General features: G+C 61.1%; 19 protein-coding genes. 3 read left to right on the forward strand and 16 right to left on the reverse strand.

Features of this window, described 5'->3' with window-relative positions; all coding sequences use genetic code 11:
• Positions 1-7: 7 nt before the first annotated feature.
• Genes L8I05_RS16970 through ubiE form a run of 6 tightly spaced genes read right to left on the reverse strand, consistent with a single transcriptional unit; the run spans position 8 to position 4,087 of the window.
• Entirely contained in the window at positions 8-298 is a 291-nt protein-coding gene (locus L8I05_RS16970) for a twin-arginine translocase TatA/TatE family subunit (RefSeq protein WP_177017286.1), read from the reverse strand.
• Positions 299-323: 25 nt separating this feature from the next.
• Positions 324-656: a phosphoribosyl-ATP diphosphatase gene (locus L8I05_RS16975; RefSeq protein ID WP_003209299.1), complete on the reverse strand. Its 333-nt coding sequence runs from the start codon at positions 654-656 to the stop codon at positions 324-326.
• 2 nt (positions 657-658) lie between these two features.
• Positions 659-1,051, reverse strand: a complete 393-nt coding sequence (hisI, locus tag L8I05_RS16980) for a phosphoribosyl-AMP cyclohydrolase (protein ID WP_058423690.1) — start codon at positions 1,049-1,051, stop codon at positions 659-661.
• 41 nt (positions 1,052-1,092) lie between these two features.
• Positions 1,093-2,697: a ubiquinone biosynthesis regulatory protein kinase UbiB gene (gene ubiB, locus L8I05_RS16985; RefSeq protein WP_242170397.1), complete on the reverse strand. Its 1,605-nt coding sequence runs from the start codon at positions 2,695-2,697 to the stop codon at positions 1,093-1,095.
• On the reverse strand, positions 2,694-3,317 hold the full coding sequence (locus L8I05_RS16990) for an SCP2 domain-containing protein (protein ID WP_242170400.1): 624 nt from the start codon (positions 3,315-3,317) through the stop codon (positions 2,694-2,696). Before L8I05_RS16990 ends, ubiB begins: the two co-directional genes overlap by 4 nt.
• The gene (gene ubiE / locus L8I05_RS16995) at positions 3,317-4,087 is read right to left on the reverse strand and encodes a bifunctional demethylmenaquinone methyltransferase/2-methoxy-6-polyprenyl-1,4-benzoquinol methylase UbiE (protein ID WP_003171186.1); all 771 of its coding nucleotides are present in this window, start codon (positions 4,085-4,087) and stop codon (positions 3,317-3,319) included. The genes L8I05_RS16990 and ubiE overlap by 1 nt, the downstream gene beginning before the upstream one ends.
• A 145-nt stretch (positions 4,088-4,232) precedes the next feature.
• Between ubiE and L8I05_RS17000 the strand changes: the two genes are divergently transcribed.
• The 3 genes from L8I05_RS17000 to L8I05_RS17010 all read left to right on the forward strand — a co-directional run bounded on the left by L8I05_RS17000 (position 4,233) and on the right by L8I05_RS17010 (position 6,002).
• Positions 4,233-4,508: a polyhydroxyalkanoic acid system family protein gene (locus tag L8I05_RS17000; protein WP_242170404.1), complete on the forward strand. Its 276-nt coding sequence runs from the start codon at positions 4,233-4,235 to the stop codon at positions 4,506-4,508.
• A gap of 105 nt (positions 4,509-4,613) precedes the next feature.
• Entirely contained in the window at positions 4,614-5,036 is a 423-nt protein-coding gene (locus tag L8I05_RS17005) for a phasin family protein (RefSeq protein WP_242170406.1), read from the forward strand.
• A gap of 12 nt (positions 5,037-5,048) precedes the next feature.
• A complete protein-coding gene (locus tag L8I05_RS17010) occupies positions 5,049-6,002 on the forward strand; it encodes a phasin family protein (RefSeq protein WP_242170409.1) in 954 nt (317 codons plus the stop codon).
• A gap of 75 nt (positions 6,003-6,077) precedes the next feature.
• Here the strand turns inward: L8I05_RS17010 and L8I05_RS17015 are convergent, their stop codons facing one another.
• The 10 genes from L8I05_RS17015 to L8I05_RS17060 form a co-directional block, all read right to left on the reverse strand.
• A complete protein-coding gene (locus L8I05_RS17015; protein WP_177017290.1) occupies positions 6,078-6,698 on the reverse strand; it encodes a TetR/AcrR family transcriptional regulator in 621 nt (206 codons plus the stop codon).
• A 26-nt stretch (positions 6,699-6,724) separates the two neighbouring features.
• On the reverse strand, positions 6,725-8,407 hold the full coding sequence (gene phaC, locus L8I05_RS17020) for a class II poly(R)-hydroxyalkanoic acid synthase (protein ID WP_197625875.1): 1,683 nt from the start codon (positions 8,405-8,407) through the stop codon (positions 6,725-6,727).
• A gap of 88 nt (positions 8,408-8,495) precedes the next feature.
• Positions 8,496-9,341 carry a poly(3-hydroxyalkanoate) depolymerase gene (gene phaZ / locus L8I05_RS17025; RefSeq protein WP_242170412.1) on the reverse strand — a complete coding sequence of 282 codons (846 nt, stop codon included), beginning with the start codon at positions 9,339-9,341 and terminating at the stop codon, positions 8,496-8,498.
• 166 nt (positions 9,342-9,507) lie between these two features.
• Positions 9,508-11,187 (reverse strand): class II poly(R)-hydroxyalkanoic acid synthase, encoded by a 1,680-nt coding sequence (gene phaC, locus L8I05_RS17030; protein WP_242170415.1) that lies wholly within the window; start codon positions 11,185-11,187, stop codon positions 9,508-9,510.
• Positions 11,188-11,436: 249 nt separating this feature from the next.
• On the reverse strand, positions 11,437-11,814 hold the full coding sequence (locus L8I05_RS17035) for a DUF971 domain-containing protein (protein ID WP_159953777.1): 378 nt from the start codon (positions 11,812-11,814) through the stop codon (positions 11,437-11,439).
• Positions 11,815-11,985: 171 nt separating this feature from the next.
• Positions 11,986-13,323 carry an ATP-dependent protease ATPase subunit HslU gene (gene hslU, locus L8I05_RS17040; RefSeq protein WP_242170419.1) on the reverse strand — a complete coding sequence of 446 codons (1,338 nt, stop codon included), beginning with the start codon at positions 13,321-13,323 and terminating at the stop codon, positions 11,986-11,988.
• Positions 13,324-13,359: 36 nt separating this feature from the next.
• Positions 13,360-13,890, reverse strand: a complete 531-nt coding sequence (gene hslV / locus L8I05_RS17045; RefSeq protein ID WP_010563201.1) for an ATP-dependent protease subunit HslV — start codon at positions 13,888-13,890, stop codon at positions 13,360-13,362.
• Positions 13,891-14,147: 257 nt separating this feature from the next.
• Complete coding sequence (locus tag L8I05_RS17050) at positions 14,148-14,849, reverse strand: SPOR domain-containing protein (protein ID WP_053253947.1); 702 nt, start codon at positions 14,847-14,849, stop codon at positions 14,148-14,150.
• Position 14,850: 1 nt separating this feature from the next.
• Positions 14,851-16,587 carry an arginine--tRNA ligase gene (gene argS / locus L8I05_RS17055; protein WP_242170422.1) on the reverse strand — a complete coding sequence of 579 codons (1,737 nt, stop codon included), beginning with the start codon at positions 16,585-16,587 and terminating at the stop codon, positions 14,851-14,853.
• A 204-nt stretch (positions 16,588-16,791) separates the two neighbouring features.
• Positions 16,792-19,011 (reverse strand): primosomal protein N', encoded by a 2,220-nt coding sequence (locus L8I05_RS17060; protein ID WP_242170425.1) that lies wholly within the window; start codon positions 19,009-19,011, stop codon positions 16,792-16,794.
• Between the last annotated feature and the right edge of the window lie 182 nt (positions 19,012-19,193).

The following is a 19,193-nucleotide window of genomic DNA, read 5'->3' on the forward strand; positions in this document are numbered from 1 at the left end:
TCAGTGCTCACGAGTCTTTGCGGGTCGGCTCTTCAACTTTTTCAGCCTGTACGTCGAAGGTACGACGCTCAGTGATCGGCTGGGTCGCCTGTGGGTGTACAGGCTGGGCCGGAGGCACTGGGTTAACGACGGGGTTGACCACCGGGTCGGCCGGCTTTTCGTCATCGTTCATGGCTTTACGAAAGCCCTTGATCGACTCGCCGACGTCGGTGCCCAGGTTCTTGAGTTTCTTGGTGCCGAACACCAGTACCACGACTACCAGAATGACGATCCAGTGTTTCCAGTCAAAAATGCCCATGCTGCAATTCCTCTGTAAAAGTTATTCAGGCGGACGGGCGCGAGGCCTTTTCGGCGTGCCCGGACAAGCCGAAGCGACGGTCCAGTTCATCCAGCACGGCCTGTGGATGCTGCCCCAGTTGGGCGAGCATGACCAGGCTGTGGAACCATAGGTCAGCGGTTTCGTAGATCACATCGCTGCAGTCGCCGCTGATCTGGGCGTCTTTGGCAGCAATGATGGTCTCGACGGACTCTTCGCCGAGTTTTTCCAGAATCTTGTTCAAGCCCTTGTGGTACAGGCTGGCGACGTAGGAGCTGTCGGCGTCCGCGCCTTTGCGGTCTTCCAGCACCTGGGCCACACGGTTGAGGGTATCGCTCATGTTCAGTGTCCTGCCGAGTAAATGGCGTGCGGGTCTTTGAGCACCGGTTCGACCACCTTCCATTCGCCGTTCTCGAACACGCGATAGAAGCAGCTGTGACGCCCGGTGTGGCAAGCGATGTCGCCGATCTGCTCGACCATCAGGATCACCACGTCGGCGTCGCAGTCGATGCGCATCTCGTGCAGGGTTTGCACGTGCCCGGACTCTTCGCCCTTGCGCCACAGTTTGCCACGCGAACGTGACCAGTAAATGGCGCGCTGCTCAGTGGCAGTCAGGCTCAGGGCCTCGCGGTTCATCCAGGCCATCATCAACACACGCCCGGTCTTGTAGTCCTGGGCAATGGCCGGCACCAGGCCGTCACTGTCCCACTTGATCTCGTCCAGCCAGTCTTTCATGTTCCGCTCCGGCAATTTGCGACAGTGTATAACCGGATCGGCTATCGACGCACGATCAGATAAACACCCACGGCGACCATGATGCCGGCCGGCCAGTGGCCCAGTTGGTTCAGCGGCCCGCCGATGGCGAGCATCACGCCGCCAACCAGGTGCGCGGCGCCCAGCAGGCGCAGGAACCAGTCGTCCTTGCGCTTCTGCCACGGCGGCGCGGGGTCTTTGGCGTGGGGCTGGGACATGCGCTCCAGCAGGTCGCGGGTCATGTTGGCCAGGTGCGGCAGCTGCTCCACTTGGCTTTGCAGGTTGCCCAGCAAGGTTTTCGGGCTGACGCGCTCACGCATCCAGCGCTCCAGGAACGGCTGCGCGGTGTTCCACAGGTCGAGGTCCGGGTACAACTGACGGCCAAGGCCTTCGATGTTCAGCAGGGTTTTTTGCAGCAGGACCAACTGCGGCTGCACTTCCATATTGAAGCGCCGCGCGGTCTGGAACAGGCGCATCAGCACCTGGCCGAATGAAATATCTTTTAACGGTTTTTCAAAGATCGGCTCGCACACGGTGCGGATCGCCGCTTCGAATTCGTTGAGCTTGGTTTCTGCCGGCACCCAGCCCGAATCGATGTGCAACTGCGCCACGCGGCGGTAATCGCGCTTGAAGAAGGCGAACAAGTTGCGCGCCAGGTAATCCTGGTCTTCCGGGGTCAGGCTGCCGACGATGCCGCAGTCGATCGCGATGTACTGCGGGCTCCACGGGTTGACGGTGCTGACGAAGATGTTGCCCGGGTGCATGTCGGCGTGGAAGAAGCTGTCGCGGAACACCTGAGTGAAGAAGATCTCCACACCGCGCTCGGCGAGCATCTTCATGTCGGTGCGCTGGTCGGCCAGGGTGGCGAGGTCGGTGACCTGCACGCCGTAGATGCGCTCCATCACCAGCACTTTCGGGCGGCACCAGTCCCAATAGATTTGCGGCACGTACAACAGCTGCGAGCCTTCGAAGTTGCGCTTGAGCTGGCTGGCGTTGGCGGCTTCGCGCAGCAGGTCGAGTTCGTCGTAGATGGTTTTTTCGTAGTCGGCGACCACGTCCACCGGGTGCAGCAGGCGCGCGTCGGCAGAGAAACGCTCGGCGGCGCGGGCGAGGATGAACAGCCACGCCAGGTCCTGGCCGATGATCGGCTTGAGGCCGGGGCGAATCACCTTCACCACCACTTCTTCGCCGGTCTTGAGCTGCGCCGCATGCACTTGCGCAACCGAGGCCGAGGCCAACGGGTCGACGTCGAAACGGCGGAACACTTCGCTGATCTTCTTGCCCAACTGCTCTTCGATCAGCTTCATCGACTGCTGGGAGTCAAACGGCGGCACGCGGTCCTGCAGCAGCATCAACTCATCGGCGATGTCTTCCGGCAACAGGTCGCGGCGGGTGGAGAGGATCTGCCCGAACTTGATAAAGATCGGCCCCAGGTCCTGCAGCGCCAGGCGCAGGCGCGCGCCCCGGCTCAGCTCCAGCTGTTTGCGCGGGAACCAGCGCCACGGCAGCACGTAGCGCACCGCCAGCAGGAACCACGGCAAGGGCAGGGCGAACAGCAGGTCATCGAGGCGGTAGCGAATTACGACGCGCTGGATACGAAACAAACGGCGGACGGCGAGCAGCTTCATGCGTTATCGCTTGGATCAAGGGAACGGCTCAGGCGCTCGAAGCGTGCCTCAAGGCGTTCCAGGTCGATTTTGGCCTTGTCGAGTTCACGAAAGCGCGCTTGCGCTTCGCGTTCTCCGACCAGGGTGCGCGATTCTTCGCTCAGGTATTCGGCGAGGTTCTGGCTGAGGCTGGCAAACCCTTGCTGATACCAGCGCGAGCGGCTGCGCAGGTGCCCGCTGATCAACTGGGTGGGCACGGGGCCGATCCAGCGTGACAGCTCGTATTCCCAGTCCAGTTCCAGGTCTTGCAGCACGGCGGCCAGGTCCATCAGCACCGCGCTGTCGCCTTCCAGCTCCACTTCGGGGCCGTGGAGGATGGCGGTTTTGTTGCGGCTCAGTGCCAGGTGCAACAGGCTCGACGCCGGCGCGCGCAGGGTGCAGTCGGCCTCGGCGGCCCACTGGCTTGCGAGCAGCAGGCCTTCATCGCTGGGCAGGATAAACAGCTGCACGGCGGGGCTGGTGCAGTCGACGGCAATCACCTTGCCGTTCAAGTGCGCGAGCCGCGCCAGGGCGGTGCTGTCCAGGCGCAGTACACGGTTGAGGCCGTGTTCGACGCTGGCGAGAAGGCCCTGGAACAGCATCAGGGCTTGATGCCGCGGTGCAGGGCGACGATGCCCGAGGTCATGTTGTGGTAGGTCACGCGGTCGAAACCGGCCTCTACCATCATCGACTTCAGGGTTTCCTGGTCGGGGTGCATGCGGATCGATTCGGCCAGGTAGCGGTAGCTCTCGGCGTCATTGGTGATCAGCTTGCCCATCAACGGCATGAAGGCGAACGAGTAAGTGTCGTAGACCTTGGACATCAGCGCGTTGGTCGGCTTGGAGAACTCCAGCACCAGCAGGCGGCCACCCGGCTTGAGCACGCGCAGCATCGAGCGGATCGCGTCTTCTTTATGGGTGACGTTGCGCAGGCCGAAGGCGATGGTCACGCAGTCGAAATGGTTGTCCGGGAACGGCAGCTTTTCCGCGTCGGCCTGGACGAATTCGATATTGCCGGCCACGCCTTTATCCAGCAGGCGGTCACGGCCGACCTTGAGCATCGAGCCGTTGATGTCGGCCAGCACGACCTGGCCGGTAGGGCCGACGAGCTTGGAGAACTTGGCCGCCAGGTCGCCCGTGCCGCCGGCAATGTCCAGCACGCGGTTGCCGGTGCGTACGCCCGACAGTTCGATGGTGAAGCGCTTCCACAGGCGGTGCATGCCGCCTGACAGCACGTCGTTCATCAGGTCGTACTTGGCGGCTACGGAGTGGAACACCTCAGCGACTTTTTCCGCTTTCTGGCTTTCCGGAACGTTCTTGAAGCCGAAGTGAGTGGTGGGTTCGGCATCGCTGCCTTTGCGCTGATCAGTCATATCGCTGTCACCAAAAGAGAATGCGGGACATGATAATCCCCAAGGCCTGCTTTGTCTTGGCAAGGCTGAAGGTAAGATAGGCGGTCACCGAGACCTTTTGCCGCATGGCAGGTGTTCTGAGTCGTTAAAAAGAGGAGTCATTGCAATGGCCCGTATTACCGTTGAGCGTGCACATTCCCTGGGTAAAGAAGGTGCGCGGGCGAAGGCTGAGAAGTTGGCGAACAAACTCAAGGAGCAATATGGCCTGGAGCCTTCGTGGTCCGGCGATACCCTCAACCTCAAGCGTTCGGGGGTTAAAGGCACTGTGTTAGTCGCCGATGATTTGCTGCGCATTGATGTGGAACTCGGCCTGTTGATGTCGGCCATGAGTGGCACGATCAAGTCCGAGATCGAAAAAGCCCTGGATAAGGCACTGGCCTGATCCGAATGCGCTTAGGGTGCCGATTCTAATTTTTCACCCTACTTTGTGCCCAAGCCCTCAACTCCTGTGGGCCGTTCCTCGACCCTAATCTGCGTGAGGTGCACCATGGCCAAAGTTATTTTGAAGAAAAAAATCGACGTTCAGACCACCACCCTGAGTGACGTTAAAAGCTATGCCCGCAAGATCTGGCTGGCGGGTCTTGGTGCCTATGCCAAGGTCGGCAGCGAGGGCGGCGAGTACTTCAAAGAGCTGGTTAAGACCGGTCAACATGTTGAAAGTAAAGGCAAAAAAGTTGTGGTTGAACAACTTGATGCCGCCAACAGTCAGATTGACCAAGTAAAGAGTAATGTCTCAAGCGTCAAAGGTTTGGTTGAAGTTCAACTGGATAAAGTTGAAAAAGCTTTTGACACGCGTGTTGCAAGTGCCTTGAATCGGATCGGCATTGCGTCTAAACATGACGTTGAGACACTCTCTGCTAAGCTCGAAGAGCTGACGGCATTGCTAGAACGTGTCGCGCGTAAACACTAAGGAGACATCGGGATGGCTGTTAAAAAGACTACTCAGAAAGAAGGCAGCTCGTGGATCGGGGAAGTTGAAAAATATTCCCGTAAGATCTGGCTTGCTGGTTTAGGCGTGTACTCGAAGGTTAGCAGTGACGGCGGTAAGTACTTCGAGACTTTGGTTAAAGACGGCGAGAAGGCCGAGAAGTTGACCAAAACCACAGTGGGTAAAAAAGTCGAAGCGGCAAAGGCCAGCGCAGGTTCCGCCAAGTCGACCATTTCGGATACCTGGGGCAAATTGGAAGAAACTTTCGACAAGCGTCTTAACAGTGCCATTTCGCGACTGGGCGTGCCCAGCAAAGCGGAACTGAAGACGCTGCACAGCAAGGTCGATACCCTGACCAAGCAAATCGAAAAACTCACTGGCGCTAAAGTGGCACCGGCTAAAACCGCAGCGGCCAAGCCTGCTGCCAAGCCTGCCGCTAAAACCGCTGCCGCCAAACCGGCTGCAAAATCTGCGGCCAAGCCACTGGTTAAAGCTGCTGCCAAACCTGCGGCCAAGGCCCCGGCCAAAGCAGCGGCTAAACCGGCTGCCAAGCCTGCCGCTAAAACCGCTGCAGCCAAACCCGCCGCCAAGCCTGCTGCTAAACCCGTGGCCGCTAAAGCTGCTGCCAAACCAGCGGCTAAACCAGTCGCCAAGACTGCGGCGAAACCTGCGGCTAAAACTGCCGCCGCTAAACCGGCTGCCAAGCCGACCGCTGCAAAACCTGCAGCCAAGCCCGCCGCGGCTAAACCTGCTGCAAAACCTGTGGCTGCAAAGCCAGCGGCAAAACCAGCCGCCGCCAAGAAGCCTGCTGTAGCGAAAAAACCAGCAGCGCCAAAGCCTGCAACCCCGGCGCCTACCGCGTCGACAGCCAACTCGGTGTCCGCACCGACGCCCGCTGCTACCCCGACTGCATCGCCGGCAACCCCGACGCCAACCAGTCAGTCCTGATTTTTTCAGGGCACAAAAAACGCCCGGCCTGTGAAGGTCGGGCGTTTTTTATTGGCGATCTTATTACCCACATTTTCAATCCAGATCATCCAGATATTTCAGGGCAAACTTCTCGGTCGCCTGCCGTGCCGGCAACAGCAAGTGCGGCGCCACCAGCATCATGATCTGGTACACCACCACGCGCACCTCGCCCTCCCGGTCCAGAATCCGCTGGTAATCCAGGGAAAACAGCAAAGTCATGGTGATCTGTTCCACCAATTGCCCCAGCGCCTGGGTATCACTGACCAGTTGCCCCGCCGCCTTCAACCGCGCCAGCAATGAAGCCAGCGTGCGCTTGAGCGCCGTCAGCAAGTTGCGAATGCCCTTGGCCAGCTTCGGCAAACGCCCGGCCAGGTTCGACAAGTCCTGAAACAGAAACCGGTAATGGGCCATGCGCTCGACGATCAAGTGCAGGAACAGCCAGTAATCTTCAGCTCTCAGCTGCGCATCCGCAGGCGGATCGAGCAGCGGCGCCAGTTCATTTTGAAAGCGCTCGAACAACCCGAGCACCAGCGGTTCCTTCCCATGAAAGTGGTAGTAGAGGTTGCCGGGGCTGATCCCCATTTCATTGGCCACCTCCATGGTCGACACGTTCGGTTCGCCCTTGTGGTTGAACAACTGCAGGGCACATTCAAGGATACGGTCGCGGGTCTTCATCCAGTCTTCTTAATGTGATCGTTGACTCAGCGCACGCGCACGTAAGTGCCCGGCGCCGCTTCCATCGGTGGGTAATTCTGGTTGCCCAGGGCGGTCAGGGTTTCGCGCTGCACGCCGGAGCGTTGTTGAATCCACGCCAGCCACTGCGGCCACCAGCTGCCTTCGACGTGGTTGGCGTCGTAGTACCAGGCGCGCGGGTCGCTGCTCAGCTTGGGGTTTTCGACGTAATTAGCCTTGGGGTTGCCCGGCGGGTTGAGGATGCTCTGCACATGCCCGCTGTTGGACAGCACGAAGCGCCGCTCGCCGCCGAGCAATTGCGTGGAGCGATACACCGCGTCCCACGGCGTGATGTGGTCGTTGATCCCGGCCACGCTGAAGCTGTCCACCGTGACCTTCTGCAAGTCAATCGGTGTGCCGCACACTTCCAGGCCGCCCGGATGGCTCAAGGGGTTGTGCTTGAAAAAATCCAGCAAGTCGCCGTGCAGCGCGGCGGGCAAGCGCGTGTTGTCGTTGTTCCAGTACAGGATGTCGAACGCCGGCGGTTCCTTGCCGAGCAGGTAGTTGTTGATCCAGTAGTTCCAGATCAGGTCGTTGGGGCGCATCCAGGCAAACACCTTGGCCATGTCGCGACCGTCCAGCACACCTTGCTGGTAGGAGCGGCGTTTGGCAGCCTCCAGGGTTTGCTCGTCGGCGAACAGCGTGGCGGGGCTGTCGAGCTGGCTGTCCAGCAGGCTCACCAGGTAACTGGCGCTGGAGACGCGCCGCAGCTGGCGCTTGGCTTGCAAATGGCCTTGCAGCGCGGCGATAGTCAGCCCACCGGCGCAGGCGCCCATCAGGTTGACCTCGCGGGCGCCGGTGATCGCCCGGCACACGTTGAGCGCTTCTTCCAGCGCGGCGACATAGGTGGACAGGCCCCATTCACGGTGGCGCACATCCGGGTTGCGCCAGCTGACCATAAACGTCTGCAGGCCATTTTTGAGCGCGTACTGCACAAAGCTGTTGGCCGGGCTCAGGTCGAAAATGTAGTACTTGTTGATTTGCGGCGGCACGATCAGCAGCGGCTTGGCGTACTGCTTTTCGCTCATGGGCTTGTACTGGATCAGCTCCAGCAACTCGTTGCGAAACACCACCGAGCCGGGTGTGGTCGCTACGGTCTTGCCGACTTCGAACGCGTGTTTGCTGACCTGGCGGGGCAGGCCGTTGTTGTGCAACAAGTCGTCAAACAGGTTGCTCACACCGCGCACCACGCTGTTGCCGCCGGAGTTGAGCAACTCCTTGACGGCCAGCGGGTTGAGCAAAGTGTTGGAGGGCGACACGGCATCATTGAGCAGCGAGAACGCAAAATGGGCACGGGCGCGGTCATCGGCGTTGAGGGTGCTGTCGTCGACCCAGTGGCGGGTCTGTTTCTGCCAGCTCAAATAGGCCTGCAGGCTGCGCCGGTACAGCGGGTTGAGCTTCCAGGTAGGGTCGATGAAGCGCGCGTCGTTGGGGTTGGGCTCATGCACGGTTTCGCCCAGCAGCACGCGGCCGAGCTGACCGCCCAGCGCCAGGGCATGACGCGCAGTGTGCACCGGGTTGCGCAAGCCGTGCGCGGCGACGCTGCGCAGGGTTGCCAGCAAGTCCCGACCGCGCAGGCCGGTGATCGCATTTTGCGCATTGATGAACACGGCAGGGGTGGGCGCCGGGTTCGTCACGGGTCTTTCTCGCATGAGCCAACACTCCTTCGTCAAGGCAACAACGGGCACGCCAATTCAGAACCATAGTCGGTTCTCGGCAAGTTGCGCGGCGGTGCAGTCCTTACACGGCCGGTCGCGGGTGAATCACGGCCCGCAGGCGCTCCTCTTCGAGAAACTTCATGATGATCGGCGCCACGGCTTCGGCCCGGGTAATCAGGAACAGGTGGCCGTCATCGATGATGTGCAACTGCGCGTTGGGAATGCGCCAGGCCAGCAAGCGCATGTTGATCAACGGGATCAGCGGGTCGTCGTCGCCGGCCAGCACCAGGGTCGGCTGGCGGATCTTGTGCAGCCAGTGGATGCTGGTCCAGCCCAGCCCGGCGAACAGCTGCCAGTAGTAACCCAGCTTGCCGGCCGAGCGCACTTTGCTCGCATGCTCGGCGGCAAGCTTTGCATCGCGACGAAACGAGCCGCCATAAATCATCGGCGCGATGCGCACCACATGGGACGGCTGGATATAGCGCCGCGGGCTGGCCATCAGCCACAGTACTTTGGGCTTGCCCGGCACCATGAATGCACCGGCGGCGGTGGCGGCCAGGATCAGCTTCTTGCAGCGCTCCGGGTAGTCATAGGCGAACTGTTGCGCCAGCGCGCCGCCCCAGGACACGCCCACGGCATTCACTTGGCCATAGTCCAGGTAATCGAGCATGCGCGCGGTGAGTTTGGCCAGGCCGGGGAATCGATAAGGCCGGTTCGGCGTCGACGAACCGCCCACGCCCGGCACATCGAAGGCGATCACTTCCAGGTCCGGGTCCAGCGCCTGGACGAACGGAAACACCAACTCAAGGTTGGCACCGATGCCGTTGAAGATCAGCAGCGGCGTCAAGTGAGGCTTGCCCGGGCGTACCGCCGTGCGAATGGTCTGGCCATCCAGGTCGATGGTACGGAAGATGAACGGTTGCGGCATGCTCAAGCCCTGTGAAGTGGCGCTATTTATCGGTGGGAACGCGGTCTATGTGGGAGCTGGCTTGCCTGCGACAGCAATCTGTCAGTTAGCTCATCATCTGGCTGACCCACCGCAATCGCAGGCAAGCCAGCTCCCACATTGATCTCATTTCAACCACACAACGTGCTTATCGTTCATGCACATAAGTACCCGGCGCCGCCTCAGCCGCGGCATAGGTTTTATTACCCAAACTCGTAGGAGCCTTCTTCAATTTCCCCGCCCGCTCTGCCTGCCATACCTGCCAATGCAACCACCACGAGTCTGTGTGCTTGGTCGCATTCTCTTGCCACTCCAGCGGCTTGCCTGCCAGGCCATCGCTGGTCTGGTAGCGCGCCTTGGGGTTGCCTGGCGGGTTGAGGATGCTCTGGATATGCCCGCTGCTGGACAACACAAATTCCACTTTGCCGCCAAACAGCTGCGCCGACTTGTAGCAAGACTGCCACGGCGTGATGTGGTCGTTGGTGCCGGCCAGGGAATAGATATCGGCGGTGACCTGCTTGAGGTCGATCGGCGTGCCGCACACTTCCAGGGCGTTGGCGCGTACCAGCGGGTTGTTCTTGAACAGCTCGATCAAATCGCCATGAAACGCTGCGGGTAGACGAGTGGTGTCGTTGTTCCAGAACAGAATGTCGAACACCGGCGGCTCGTTGCCCAGCAGGTAGTTGTTCACCCAGTAGTTCCAGATCAGATCGTTGGGGCGCATCCAGGCAAACACCTTGGCCATGTCGCGGCCTTCCAGCACGCCGGCCTGGTAGGAATGGCGCTTGGCCGCTTCCAGGGTCTGTTCGTCGACGAACAACGCCACCTGGGTGTCCAGGGTGGTGTCGAGCACGCTCACCAACAGGGTCAGGGCGTTGACCTTCTTCTCGCCCAGCGCCGCGTAGTGGCCGAGCAATGCAGTACAGGTGATGCCACCGGAGCAGGCGCCGAGCATGTTGATGTCTTTGCTGCCGGTAATCGCCGTGACCACATCGACCGCTTCCTTGAGCGCCTCGATATAGGTCGACAGGCCCCACTCGCGCTGGGCCTTGGTCGGGTTGCGCCAGCTGACAATAAACGTCTGCTGGCCATTGCGCAGGCAGAAGCGCGCCAGGCTCTTCTCCGGGCTCAGGTCGAATACATAGAATTTGTTGATCTGCGGCGGCACCACCAGCAGTGGGCGCTCGTGCACCTGTTCGGTGATCGGTCTGTACTGAATCAGCTCCAGCACGTCGTTGCGAAAGACCACGGCGCCTTCAGTGGTGCCCAGGGTCTTGCCCACTTCAAAGGCGCCCATGTTGACCTGGCTCGGCATGCCGCCGTTGTGCACCATGTCCTTGGCCAAGTGGGACAAGCCATCGAGCAGGCTCTTGCCGCCGGTTTCAAAGAAGCGTTTGACCGCCGCCGGGTTGGCCGCGCTGTTGGTCGGGGCCATGGCTTCGGTCATCAGGTTGATCACGAAGTGGCCGCGGCTGATGTCTTGTTCCGACAGGTTGCTGTCGCCGATCCAGTCGTGCAGTTCCTTGCGCCACGCCAGGTAGGTTTGCAGGTAGCGCTTGTAGAGCGGGTTCTGGCTCCACGCCGGGTCGCTGAAGCGACGGTCATCGCCTTCGGGCGCCAGCACGGATTTGCCGAACATCACATTCTTCAGCTCGACGCCAAAATGGGCGACGTGTTTGACGCTGTGCAACGGTTGCTTGATGGCTTGGGTCAGCACCATCTTCGCTGAGGCCAATAAATCCTTTTTGCGTAACGCGATGATCGGGTTCAGCCCCAGGGTGTTTTCCGAGGCCTGGCGTTTCAAGTCATCGTTATTCTTGTTACTCATCTACGACGCTCCATTGTCCGAAAGACGAGTACCGGCGATTGCTGCGCACCCAATTTCGATACACGACACCAGCCTGGTACTGCGACTCGGGTGACCGTTGATACCGCATCGTCAAATGCAGGGAACTTGCCAGTTCCATTGGTTACCCGAGTTTAATTTTTTTCGCAAGCGGGCCAATCGTTGACCACGCGACAGGGCATTCAAGCAGATGAAATTAGAAAATGCCCTCTAAAGAGCAAGACGCCTGAGTTAGAGCATCAGCCGCACGACCGACTCACTCGGATCGCGGGTTTTGCCGGCCGCTTTGAGTTCGGCAAGATAGTCGGCCCACAGTGCTTCCTGGCGCACGGCCAACTGGTAGAGGTAGTCCCAGGTGAACAGTCCGCTGTCATGGCCGTCGTCGAAGGTCAATTTCAGTGCGTATTGACCGGCCGGTTCTATCTTGATCAGCCGGACATTGAGCTTGCCGAATTGCAGGATGGGTTTGCCGTGGCCCTGCACCTCGGCGGAAGGCGAGTGGGTGCGCAACAGTTCGGCGGGGAGCTGGTAGACCTCATCGGGCCCGTAGGTGAGGCCGAGGGTGTTGGAGGTTTTGTGCAGGTTTACAGCAGTAGGAAATTTCGACATTGATAATAATCCTGAAGAAACCGGCTCAAAAATGTAGGAGGGCTTCTGTGGGAGCCGGGCTTGCCCGCGATGCAGGCACCTCGGTGTTTCAGAAACACTGAGGTGATGCTATCCCAGGCAAGCCAGCTCCCACAAAAGCCAGGCTCCTACCTAAGCCATTTTCTAAAAGGCTTACAGGATATAACGAGACAGGTCTTCGTTCTGCGCCAATTCGCCCAGGTGGCTATTAACGTAGTCAGCGTCGATCTTGATCGCTTCGCCATTCTGCGCACCGGCCATGTCGCCAGCGCTGAAGGACACTTCCTCAAGCAGGCGCTCAAGCAAGGTGTGCAGACGACGCGCACCAATGTTCTCGGTCTTCTCGTTGACCTGCCAGGCAATCTCCGCCAGGCGCTTGATACCGTCCGGCAGGAACTCGATGCCCAAGCCTTCGGTTTTCAGCAGCTCACGGTACTGCTCGGTGAGCGACGCATGCGGCTCGCTGAGGATGCGCTCGAAGTCGCCTGGGGTCAGCGCCTTGAGTTCCACGCGAATCGGCAGACGGCCTTGCAGCTCCGGCACCAGGTCGCTTGGCTTGCTCAGGTGGAACGCGCCCGAGGCGATAAACAGGATGTGGTCGGTCTTGACCATGCCCAGCTTGGTGTTCACGGTACAGCCTTCGATCAGCGGCAGCAGGTCGCGCTGTACGCCTTCGCGGGACACGTCGACGCCACCGGAATTGCCGCGCTTGGCGACCTTGTCGATCTCGTCGATAAACACGATGCCGTGCTGCTCGACGGCTTCCAGGGCCTTGGCCTTGAGCTCTTCCTCATTCACCAGGCGCCCGGCTTCTTCGTCGCGCACCAGTTTCAGCGCCTCTTTCACCTTGAGCTTGCGGCTTTTCTTCTTGCCCTTGCCCATGTTGGCGAACAGGTTCTGCAGCTGGCTGGTCATTTCTTCCATGCCAGGCGGTGCGGAAATATCGACGCCGGAGACTTCAGCCACTTCGATCTCGATTTCCTTGTCATCCAACTGGCCTTCACGCAGGCGCTTGCGGAACAGCTGGCGGGTATTGGAATCGGACGACGGCGCGGCGTCTTCGTTGAAACCCATGCGCGCCGGTGGCAGCAGGGCGTCAAGGATGCGTTCTTCGGCAGCATCTTCGGCGCGGTGGCTGACCTTGGTCACTTCCTGTTCGCGGAGCATTTTCAGGGCGGCGTCGGCCAGGTCACGGATGATCGACTCGACGTCGCGGCCCACATAGCCCACTTCGGTGAACTTGGTGGCTTCGACTTTGATGAACGGGGCATTGGCCAGCTTGGCCAGGCGCCGGGCGATTTCGGTTTTACCGACGCCGGTCGGGCCGATCATCAGGATGTTCTTTGGCGTTACTTCAACGCGCAACTCTTCGGGCAATTGCATCCGGCGCCAGCGGTTACGCAGCGCAATGGCAACGGCGCGCTTGGCATCGTCCTGGCCGATGATATGGCGATTAAGTTCATGGACGATTTCGCGGGGAGTCATGGACATAGTGTTTGGCGGCCTCAAGCGGAATAAGCCTACGGCTTACTCGGCGAGGTCCTGCTCCTCAATGGTGAAGTTGTGGTTGGTGAACACGCAGATGTCGCCAGCAATGCCCAGGGCAGTCTCGACGATTTCACGGGCCGACAGGTCGGTTTTCTTCAGCAGTGCGCTGGCTGCCGCTTGGGCGTAGCCACCGCCGGAACCCATGGCGATCAGGCCATGTTCAGGCTCAACCACATCGCCGTTACCGGTGATGATCAGGGACGCGTCTTTGTTGGCGACGGCGAGCATGGCTTCCAGGCGGCTGAGGGAGCGGTCGGTGCGCCATTCTTTGGCGAGCTCAACCGCGGCACGTACGAGGTGGCCCTGGTGTTTTTCCAGCTGGCCTTCGAAACGCTCGAAAAGGGTGAAGGCGTCGGCGGTAGCGCCGGCAAAGCCCGCGAGAACCTGGCCGTGGTACAAGCGACGCACTTTCTTGGCGTTGCCTTTCATCACGGTGTTGCCAAGTGAAACCTGGCCGTCGCCGCCCATGACGACTTTGCCGTGGCGACGTACTGAAACGATGGTGGTCAAGGGGAGAGTCTCCACGCAGCGGGGCGAAAATGCCCTGTTGGAATCTCATATGGGGGTGGCGGGGGGGATTTCAACCGTAGGAAGGGTGTGCGGACGAGTGGTGTTTATGGGTCTTATACATTTTCCAGAGGCCCATAAAACCAATGTGGGAGCTGCCTTGCCTGCGATGACGGTGTGTCAGTCACTGAAAATATTGACTGTTACACCGCCATCGCAGGCAAGCCAGCTCCCACATTTTGAGCGGCGTTAAGCTTGAATCAACGGCTCTGGCGTTGTTGTAACAACAGGTTACTAAACCCGGCACCGGCCAATTGCTTTTGAGCCACGGTCAGCTGTTCACGGTTGCTGAACGGCCCCACCAGCACGCGATACCAGGTCGCGTCCTTCACCGTGCCGGACTCCACCGTCACCGCCTGGCCCAGCAGGATAATCTGCGCACGCACCCGATCCGCATCCGCCTGTTTCGGGAACGAGCCCGCTTGCAGGAAGAACTTGGTCACCGGCGCAGCCTTGGTGGTCGCCACCGGCGGCGGCGGTGGCGGGGTGATCCCGGCCAATGCGGCTTGGGCGCGGGCCGTGTCGATCTTCGCCGCTTCCGCAGGAGTGACCGGCGTGGTCGGCACTTGCGGCGTCGGCAGGGTTTTCTCCGGCACGGCGTCGGGCGGCACGATCACTTCCGATTCCGGCAGCAGCGTATAGAAGTCGTACTTCGGCTTCACCGGTGCGGTCGGGCTTGGCGCCGTCTTGTTGGCTTCGGCCATTTTCGTGGCCTTCTGCTGCTCTTGCTTGACGCGTTTGACGTCATCGCCCTTGCCCGGCTCCAGCTTCATCAGGATCACGACAAACGCACCGACCGCCAGGCCGATGGCCATCCACAACCAGCCCGGGATCGGCTTCTTCGCCGGGGCTTGATAGCGGCTGGCGCCGCGCTTGGGTGCAGGTTTTTTCTTGGCAGCCAACTTACATACGCTCCAGGGTTTCCAGGCCTAATAATTCCAGGCCTTGCTTGAGGGTCCGTCCAGCCAGTGCGGCGAGGCGCAGGCGACTTTGCTTCTGGGCTTCGTCGTCGGCGGTGAGGATCGGGCAGTTCTCGTAGAAGCTGGAGAACAGGCCGGCGACTTCGTACAAATAGGTGCAGAGGATATGCGGTGTGCCCTTTTCGCCGACGCTGTTCAGCACTTCGCCGAATTGCGCCAGTTTGGCCGCCAGTTCCTGTTCGTGCGGTGCGTCCAGCACGATATGGCCGTCAACTTCGCTGAAGTCCTTGCCCAGTTTGCGGAACACGCCAGCCACACGGGTGTAGGCATACAGCAGGTACGGCGCGGTGTTGCCTTCGAAGTTGAGCATCAGTTCGAAGTTGAAGCTGTAGTCGCTGGTGCGGTGCTTGGACAGGTCGGCGTATTTCACCGCGCCAATGCCCACCACGCGGGCGATGTTGCGCAGGTCGGCCTCGGCCAGTTCCGGGTTCTTTTCCTTCACCAGGCTGTAGGCGCGTTCCTGGGCTTCGGTCAGCAGGTCGATCAGCTTCACGGTGCCGCCGTCACGGGTCTTGAACGGGCGGCCGTCGGCGCCGTTCATGGTGCCGAAGCCCATGTGTTCCATGTGCATCGGGTGGGTGACGAAGCCTGCGCGGCGTGCCACTTCAAACACCTGCTGGAAGTGCAGGGCCTGGCGCTGGTCGACGAAGTACAGCGCACGGTCGGCTTTCAGCACGCCACTGCGGTAGCGCACGGCCGCCAGGTCAGTGGTGGCGTAGAGGTAGCCGCCATCGGCCTTGACGATGATCACCGGCAGCGGCTCGCCGTCGGCGGTCTTGAATTCGTCGAGGAACACGCACTGCGCGCCGTTGCTCTCGACCAGCAGGCCCGCGGCCTTGAGGTCGTTGACCACGTTGATCAGGTCGTCGTTGTAGGCGCTTTCGCCCATCACGTCGGCCATGGTCAGTTTTACGTTGAGCAGCTCGTAGATTTCTTGGCAGTGCGACAGCGAGATCTCGCGGAAACGGCCCCACAGCGCCAGGCATTCCTCGTCACCGGCTTGCAGCTTGACCACCAGGCCACGGGCGCGGTCGGCGAACTCTTCGGATTCGTCAAAACGCTTCTTGGCGGCGCGGTAGAAGTTTTCCAGGTCGGCCAGCTCATTGCTGGTGATCGGGTTTTCCTGCAGGTAAGCCATCAGCATCCCGAACTGGGTGCCCCAGTCGCCCACGTGGTTCTGACGGATCACCGTGTCGCCGAGGAACTCCAGCACCCGCGCCACGCCGTCGCCAATGATGGTCGAACGCAGGTGGCCCACGTGCATTTCTTTGGCCAGGTTGGGTGCCGACAGGTCAACCGCTACGCGCTGCAACGGGCCGGCCTTGCGCACGCCGATCCTGGCGTCGGCCAGGGCGGCGTCCAGGCGCGAAGCCAGGGCCTGGGTGTTCTGGAAGAAGTTGATAAAGCCTGGGCCGGCGATTTCGGCCTTGGTGACGCTCTCGTCGGCAGGCAGGGCGGCGATGATTTTTTCCGCCAGGTCGCGCGGTTTCATGCCCGCAGGCTTGGCCAGCATCATCGCGATGTTGCTGGCGAAGTCGCCGTGGGTCTTGTCGCGGGTGTTTTCCACCTGGATCGCCGGCGTCAGGCCTTCAGGCAACACACCTTCGTTGACGAGTTGGGTGATGGCTTGTTGGATCAGCTGGCGAATGGTGTCTTTCATGGTGTTCTCTTTCGACCGCAAGCGGCGGCGCGCGATGCGCAGGTGGAAAAACTGGGCATTATCCGTGGCGAGGGCGGGCTTGCCAACCGTTCAGACGGGTTGGTAGACCTGCGGGCCTCATCGCGGGCAAGCCCGCTCCCACATTTTAATGGGTGAATACTTCTACATGTGGGAGCTGGCTTGCCTGCGACAGCGGTTTTGCTATCAATACAAATCTACCGGGTCCACATCCAGCGACCATCGCACTTGCCGGCCGCTGGGCATTTGCTCCAGGGCAAGCAACCAGCTACTTAATAGCCGATGCAGCGGTGCGCGGGACGTTGCCTGCAAGAGTAGCTGAGCGCGATAACGCCCGGCGCGGCGCTCCATGGGCGCAGGCACCGGGCCGAGCAATTCGATGCCGGTCAGACCCAGTTCGCCGAGCAAACGTTCGGCGGCGCCGCAGGCTTCATCCAGAAAACTTTCGGCCTGCCCGGGTTTATGCGCTTCAGCCCGCAGCAGTGCCAGGTGCGAGAAGGGCGGCAGGCCGGCGGAGCGGCGTTCGCTCAGCGCCTGTTCGGCAAAGGCGAAGTAGCCTTGTTCTGTCAGTTGAATCAGCAGTGGGTGGTCGGCCAGGTGTGTCTGGATAATCACTTTGCCCGGCTCTTCGGCACGCCCCGCGCGGCCTGCGACCTGCACGATCAGTTGCGCCATGCGCTCGCTGGCGCGGAAGTCGCCGGAAAACAGACCGCCGTCGGCATCCAGGATCGACACCAGCGTGACCCGTGGAAAGTGGTGCCCTTTGGCAAGCATCTGCGTGCCGATCAGGATGCACGGCTGGCCCTTCTGGATGGTGGCGAACAGCTGATTCATCGCGTCCTTGCGCGACGTGCTGTCGCGGTCGACCCGGAGCACCGGGTAATCCGGGAACAAAATCCCCAAGCGTTCTTCGGCGCGCTCGGTGCCTGCGCCGACGGGACGCAAATCCACTTTGCCGCATTGCGGGCAGTGGCGCGGCGTACGCTCCACATGGCCGCAGTGGTGGCAGCGTAACTCGCCGTGGCGTTGGTGCACGGTCATGCGCGCATCGCAACGTTCGCACTCCGACATCCAGCCGCAGTCATGGCACAGCAGCGTCGGCGCAAACCCTCGGCGGTTGAGAAACACCAGGACTTGCTGGCCGGCGGCGAGGGTCTGGCCGATGGCTTGCTGCATCGGCCCGGAAATGCCGCTGTCCAGTGGCCGACTTTTCACATCCAGGCGCAGAAAGCGCGGTTGCTTGGCGCCGCCGGCACGCTCGTTCAGGCGCAGGAGGCCATAGCGGCCGGTGTAGGCGTTGTGCAGGCTTTCCAGAGACGGCGTGGCCGAGCCCAGCACAATCGGGATGTCTTCCTGGCGCGCGCGCACCAGAGCCAGGTCGCGGGCGTGGTAGCGCAGGCCTTCTTGCTGTTTATAGGAGCCGTCATGCTCCTCGTCGATGATGATCAGGCCGGGGTTTTTCATCGGTGTGAACAGCGCCGAACGGGTGCCGATAATAATGTCGGCCTCGCCGTCCCGCGCCGCCAGCCAGGATTCTAGGCGCTCACGGTCGTTGACCGCCGAGTGCACCAGGGCGATGCGCGCGTTGAAGCGTTGCTCGAAACGCGCCAGGGTTTGCGGGCCCAGGTTGATCTCCGGGATCAGCACCAGCGCCTGTTTGCCGGCTTGCAGGGTTTCGCGGATCAACTGCAAATACACTTCGGTCTTGCCGCTGCCGGTCACGCCAGCCAGCAGGAACGCGTGAAAACTGTCGAAACCAGCGCGAATGGCTTCATACGCCGCGCGCTGCTCGGGGTTCAGTGGCAGTTCCGGCTGGGCCAGCCAGTGGTCGTGGCGCGGGTCCGGGGCGTGCTTGCGGATCTCCACTTGCACCAGGCCCTTGGCCAGCAGCAGGTCGAGGCTGTCTTTGCTCAGCATCAGCTTGCTTAATAGCTGATGGGCCACGCCGTGCGGGTGTTGGGCCAACGTCGCCAGGGCTTCTCGCTGGCGCGGCGCGCGGGCGATGCGTGGGTCATCGAGGCGCGCGCCGGGTACCATCGACCAGAAGCGTTCCTGGCGTGCTTCGGCCAACTCGCCCTGGCGCAACAAAACCGGCAGCGCCCAGCTCAAGGTGTCGCCGAGGCTGTGCTGGTAATACTGGGCGGTCCACAGGCACAGCTTGAACAGGGCAGGCGGCAGCGGCGCCGTGGTGTCGAGGATGGCTATGGCGGGTTTGAGCTTTTCTGCGGGGACTTCGCTGTGATCGGCCACTTCGACCAGAATGCCGATCATCTCTCGGCGCCCAAATGGCACGCGCACGCGCATGCCTGGCTGCAACTGCGCCCGCAGCACGCCGGCCGGGGCACGGTAGTCGAACAGGCGGCGCAGGGGCGAGGGCAGGGCTAGGCGCAAAATGGCGTCGGGCACGCGGGGAATCTCATATAAAGGCAGGCGGTGGCGCAGGGGCGGGAGCCTAGCAGACCTGCGGTGGGGGTGTCCTGTCTGTGGTGCACGAGGCAGCACTTCTGTGGGAACCGGGCCTATTGTGGCGAGCAGGCTTGCCCTGCGTTGGGGCGCGCAGCGGCCCCGATGCCCGCAGTGAGTTATAA

Origin of the sequence: Pseudomonas sp. MONT-RG-20F-20-E-7-02 (genome assembly GCF_022662395.1) — a bacterium.
In the GTDB taxonomy this organism is placed as follows: Bacteria; Pseudomonadota; Gammaproteobacteria; order Pseudomonadales; family Pseudomonadaceae; genus Aquipseudomonas.

Excerpts from the sequence above, each read along its gene's own strand:
- L8I05_RS16970 (WP_177017286.1), bottom strand. The coding sequence starts at position 298 with ATGGGCATTTTTGACTGGAAACACTGGATCGTCATTCTGGTAGTCGTG.
- L8I05_RS16975 (WP_003209299.1), bottom strand. The coding sequence starts at position 656 with ATGAGCGATACCCTCAACCGTGTGGCCCAGGTGCTGGAAGACCGCAAA.
- hisI (WP_058423690.1), bottom strand. The coding sequence starts at position 1,051 with ATGAAAGACTGGCTGGACGAGATCAAGTGGGACAGTGACGGCCTGGTG.
- ubiB (WP_242170397.1), bottom strand. The coding sequence starts at position 2,697 with ATGAAGCTGCTCGCCGTCCGCCGTTTGTTTCGTATCCAGCGCGTCGTA.
- L8I05_RS16990 (WP_242170400.1), bottom strand. The coding sequence starts at position 3,317 with ATGCTGTTCCAGGGCCTTCTCGCCAGCGTCGAACACGGCCTCAACCGT.
- ubiE (WP_003171186.1), bottom strand. The coding sequence starts at position 4,087 with ATGACTGATCAGCGCAAAGGCAGCGATGCCGAACCCACCACTCACTTC.
- L8I05_RS17000 (WP_242170404.1), top strand. The coding sequence starts at position 4,233 with ATGGCCCGTATTACCGTTGAGCGTGCACATTCCCTGGGTAAAGAAGGT.
- L8I05_RS17005 (WP_242170406.1), top strand. The coding sequence starts at position 4,614 with ATGGCCAAAGTTATTTTGAAGAAAAAAATCGACGTTCAGACCACCACC.
- L8I05_RS17010 (WP_242170409.1), top strand. The coding sequence starts at position 5,049 with ATGGCTGTTAAAAAGACTACTCAGAAAGAAGGCAGCTCGTGGATCGGG.
- L8I05_RS17015 (WP_177017290.1), bottom strand. The coding sequence starts at position 6,698 with ATGAAGACCCGCGACCGTATCCTTGAATGTGCCCTGCAGTTGTTCAAC.
- phaC (WP_197625875.1), bottom strand. The coding sequence starts at position 8,407 with ATGCGAGAAAGACCCGTGACGAACCCGGCGCCCACCCCTGCCGTGTTC.
- phaZ (WP_242170412.1), bottom strand. The coding sequence starts at position 9,341 with ATGCCGCAACCGTTCATCTTCCGTACCATCGACCTGGATGGCCAGACC.
- phaC (WP_242170415.1), bottom strand. The coding sequence starts at position 11,187 with ATGAGTAACAAGAATAACGATGACTTGAAACGCCAGGCCTCGGAAAAC.
- L8I05_RS17035 (WP_159953777.1), bottom strand. The coding sequence starts at position 11,814 with ATGTCGAAATTTCCTACTGCTGTAAACCTGCACAAAACCTCCAACACC.
- hslU (WP_242170419.1), bottom strand. The coding sequence starts at position 13,323 with ATGTCCATGACTCCCCGCGAAATCGTCCATGAACTTAATCGCCATATC.
- argS (WP_242170422.1), bottom strand. The coding sequence starts at position 16,587 with ATGAAAGACACCATTCGCCAGCTGATCCAACAAGCCATCACCCAACTC.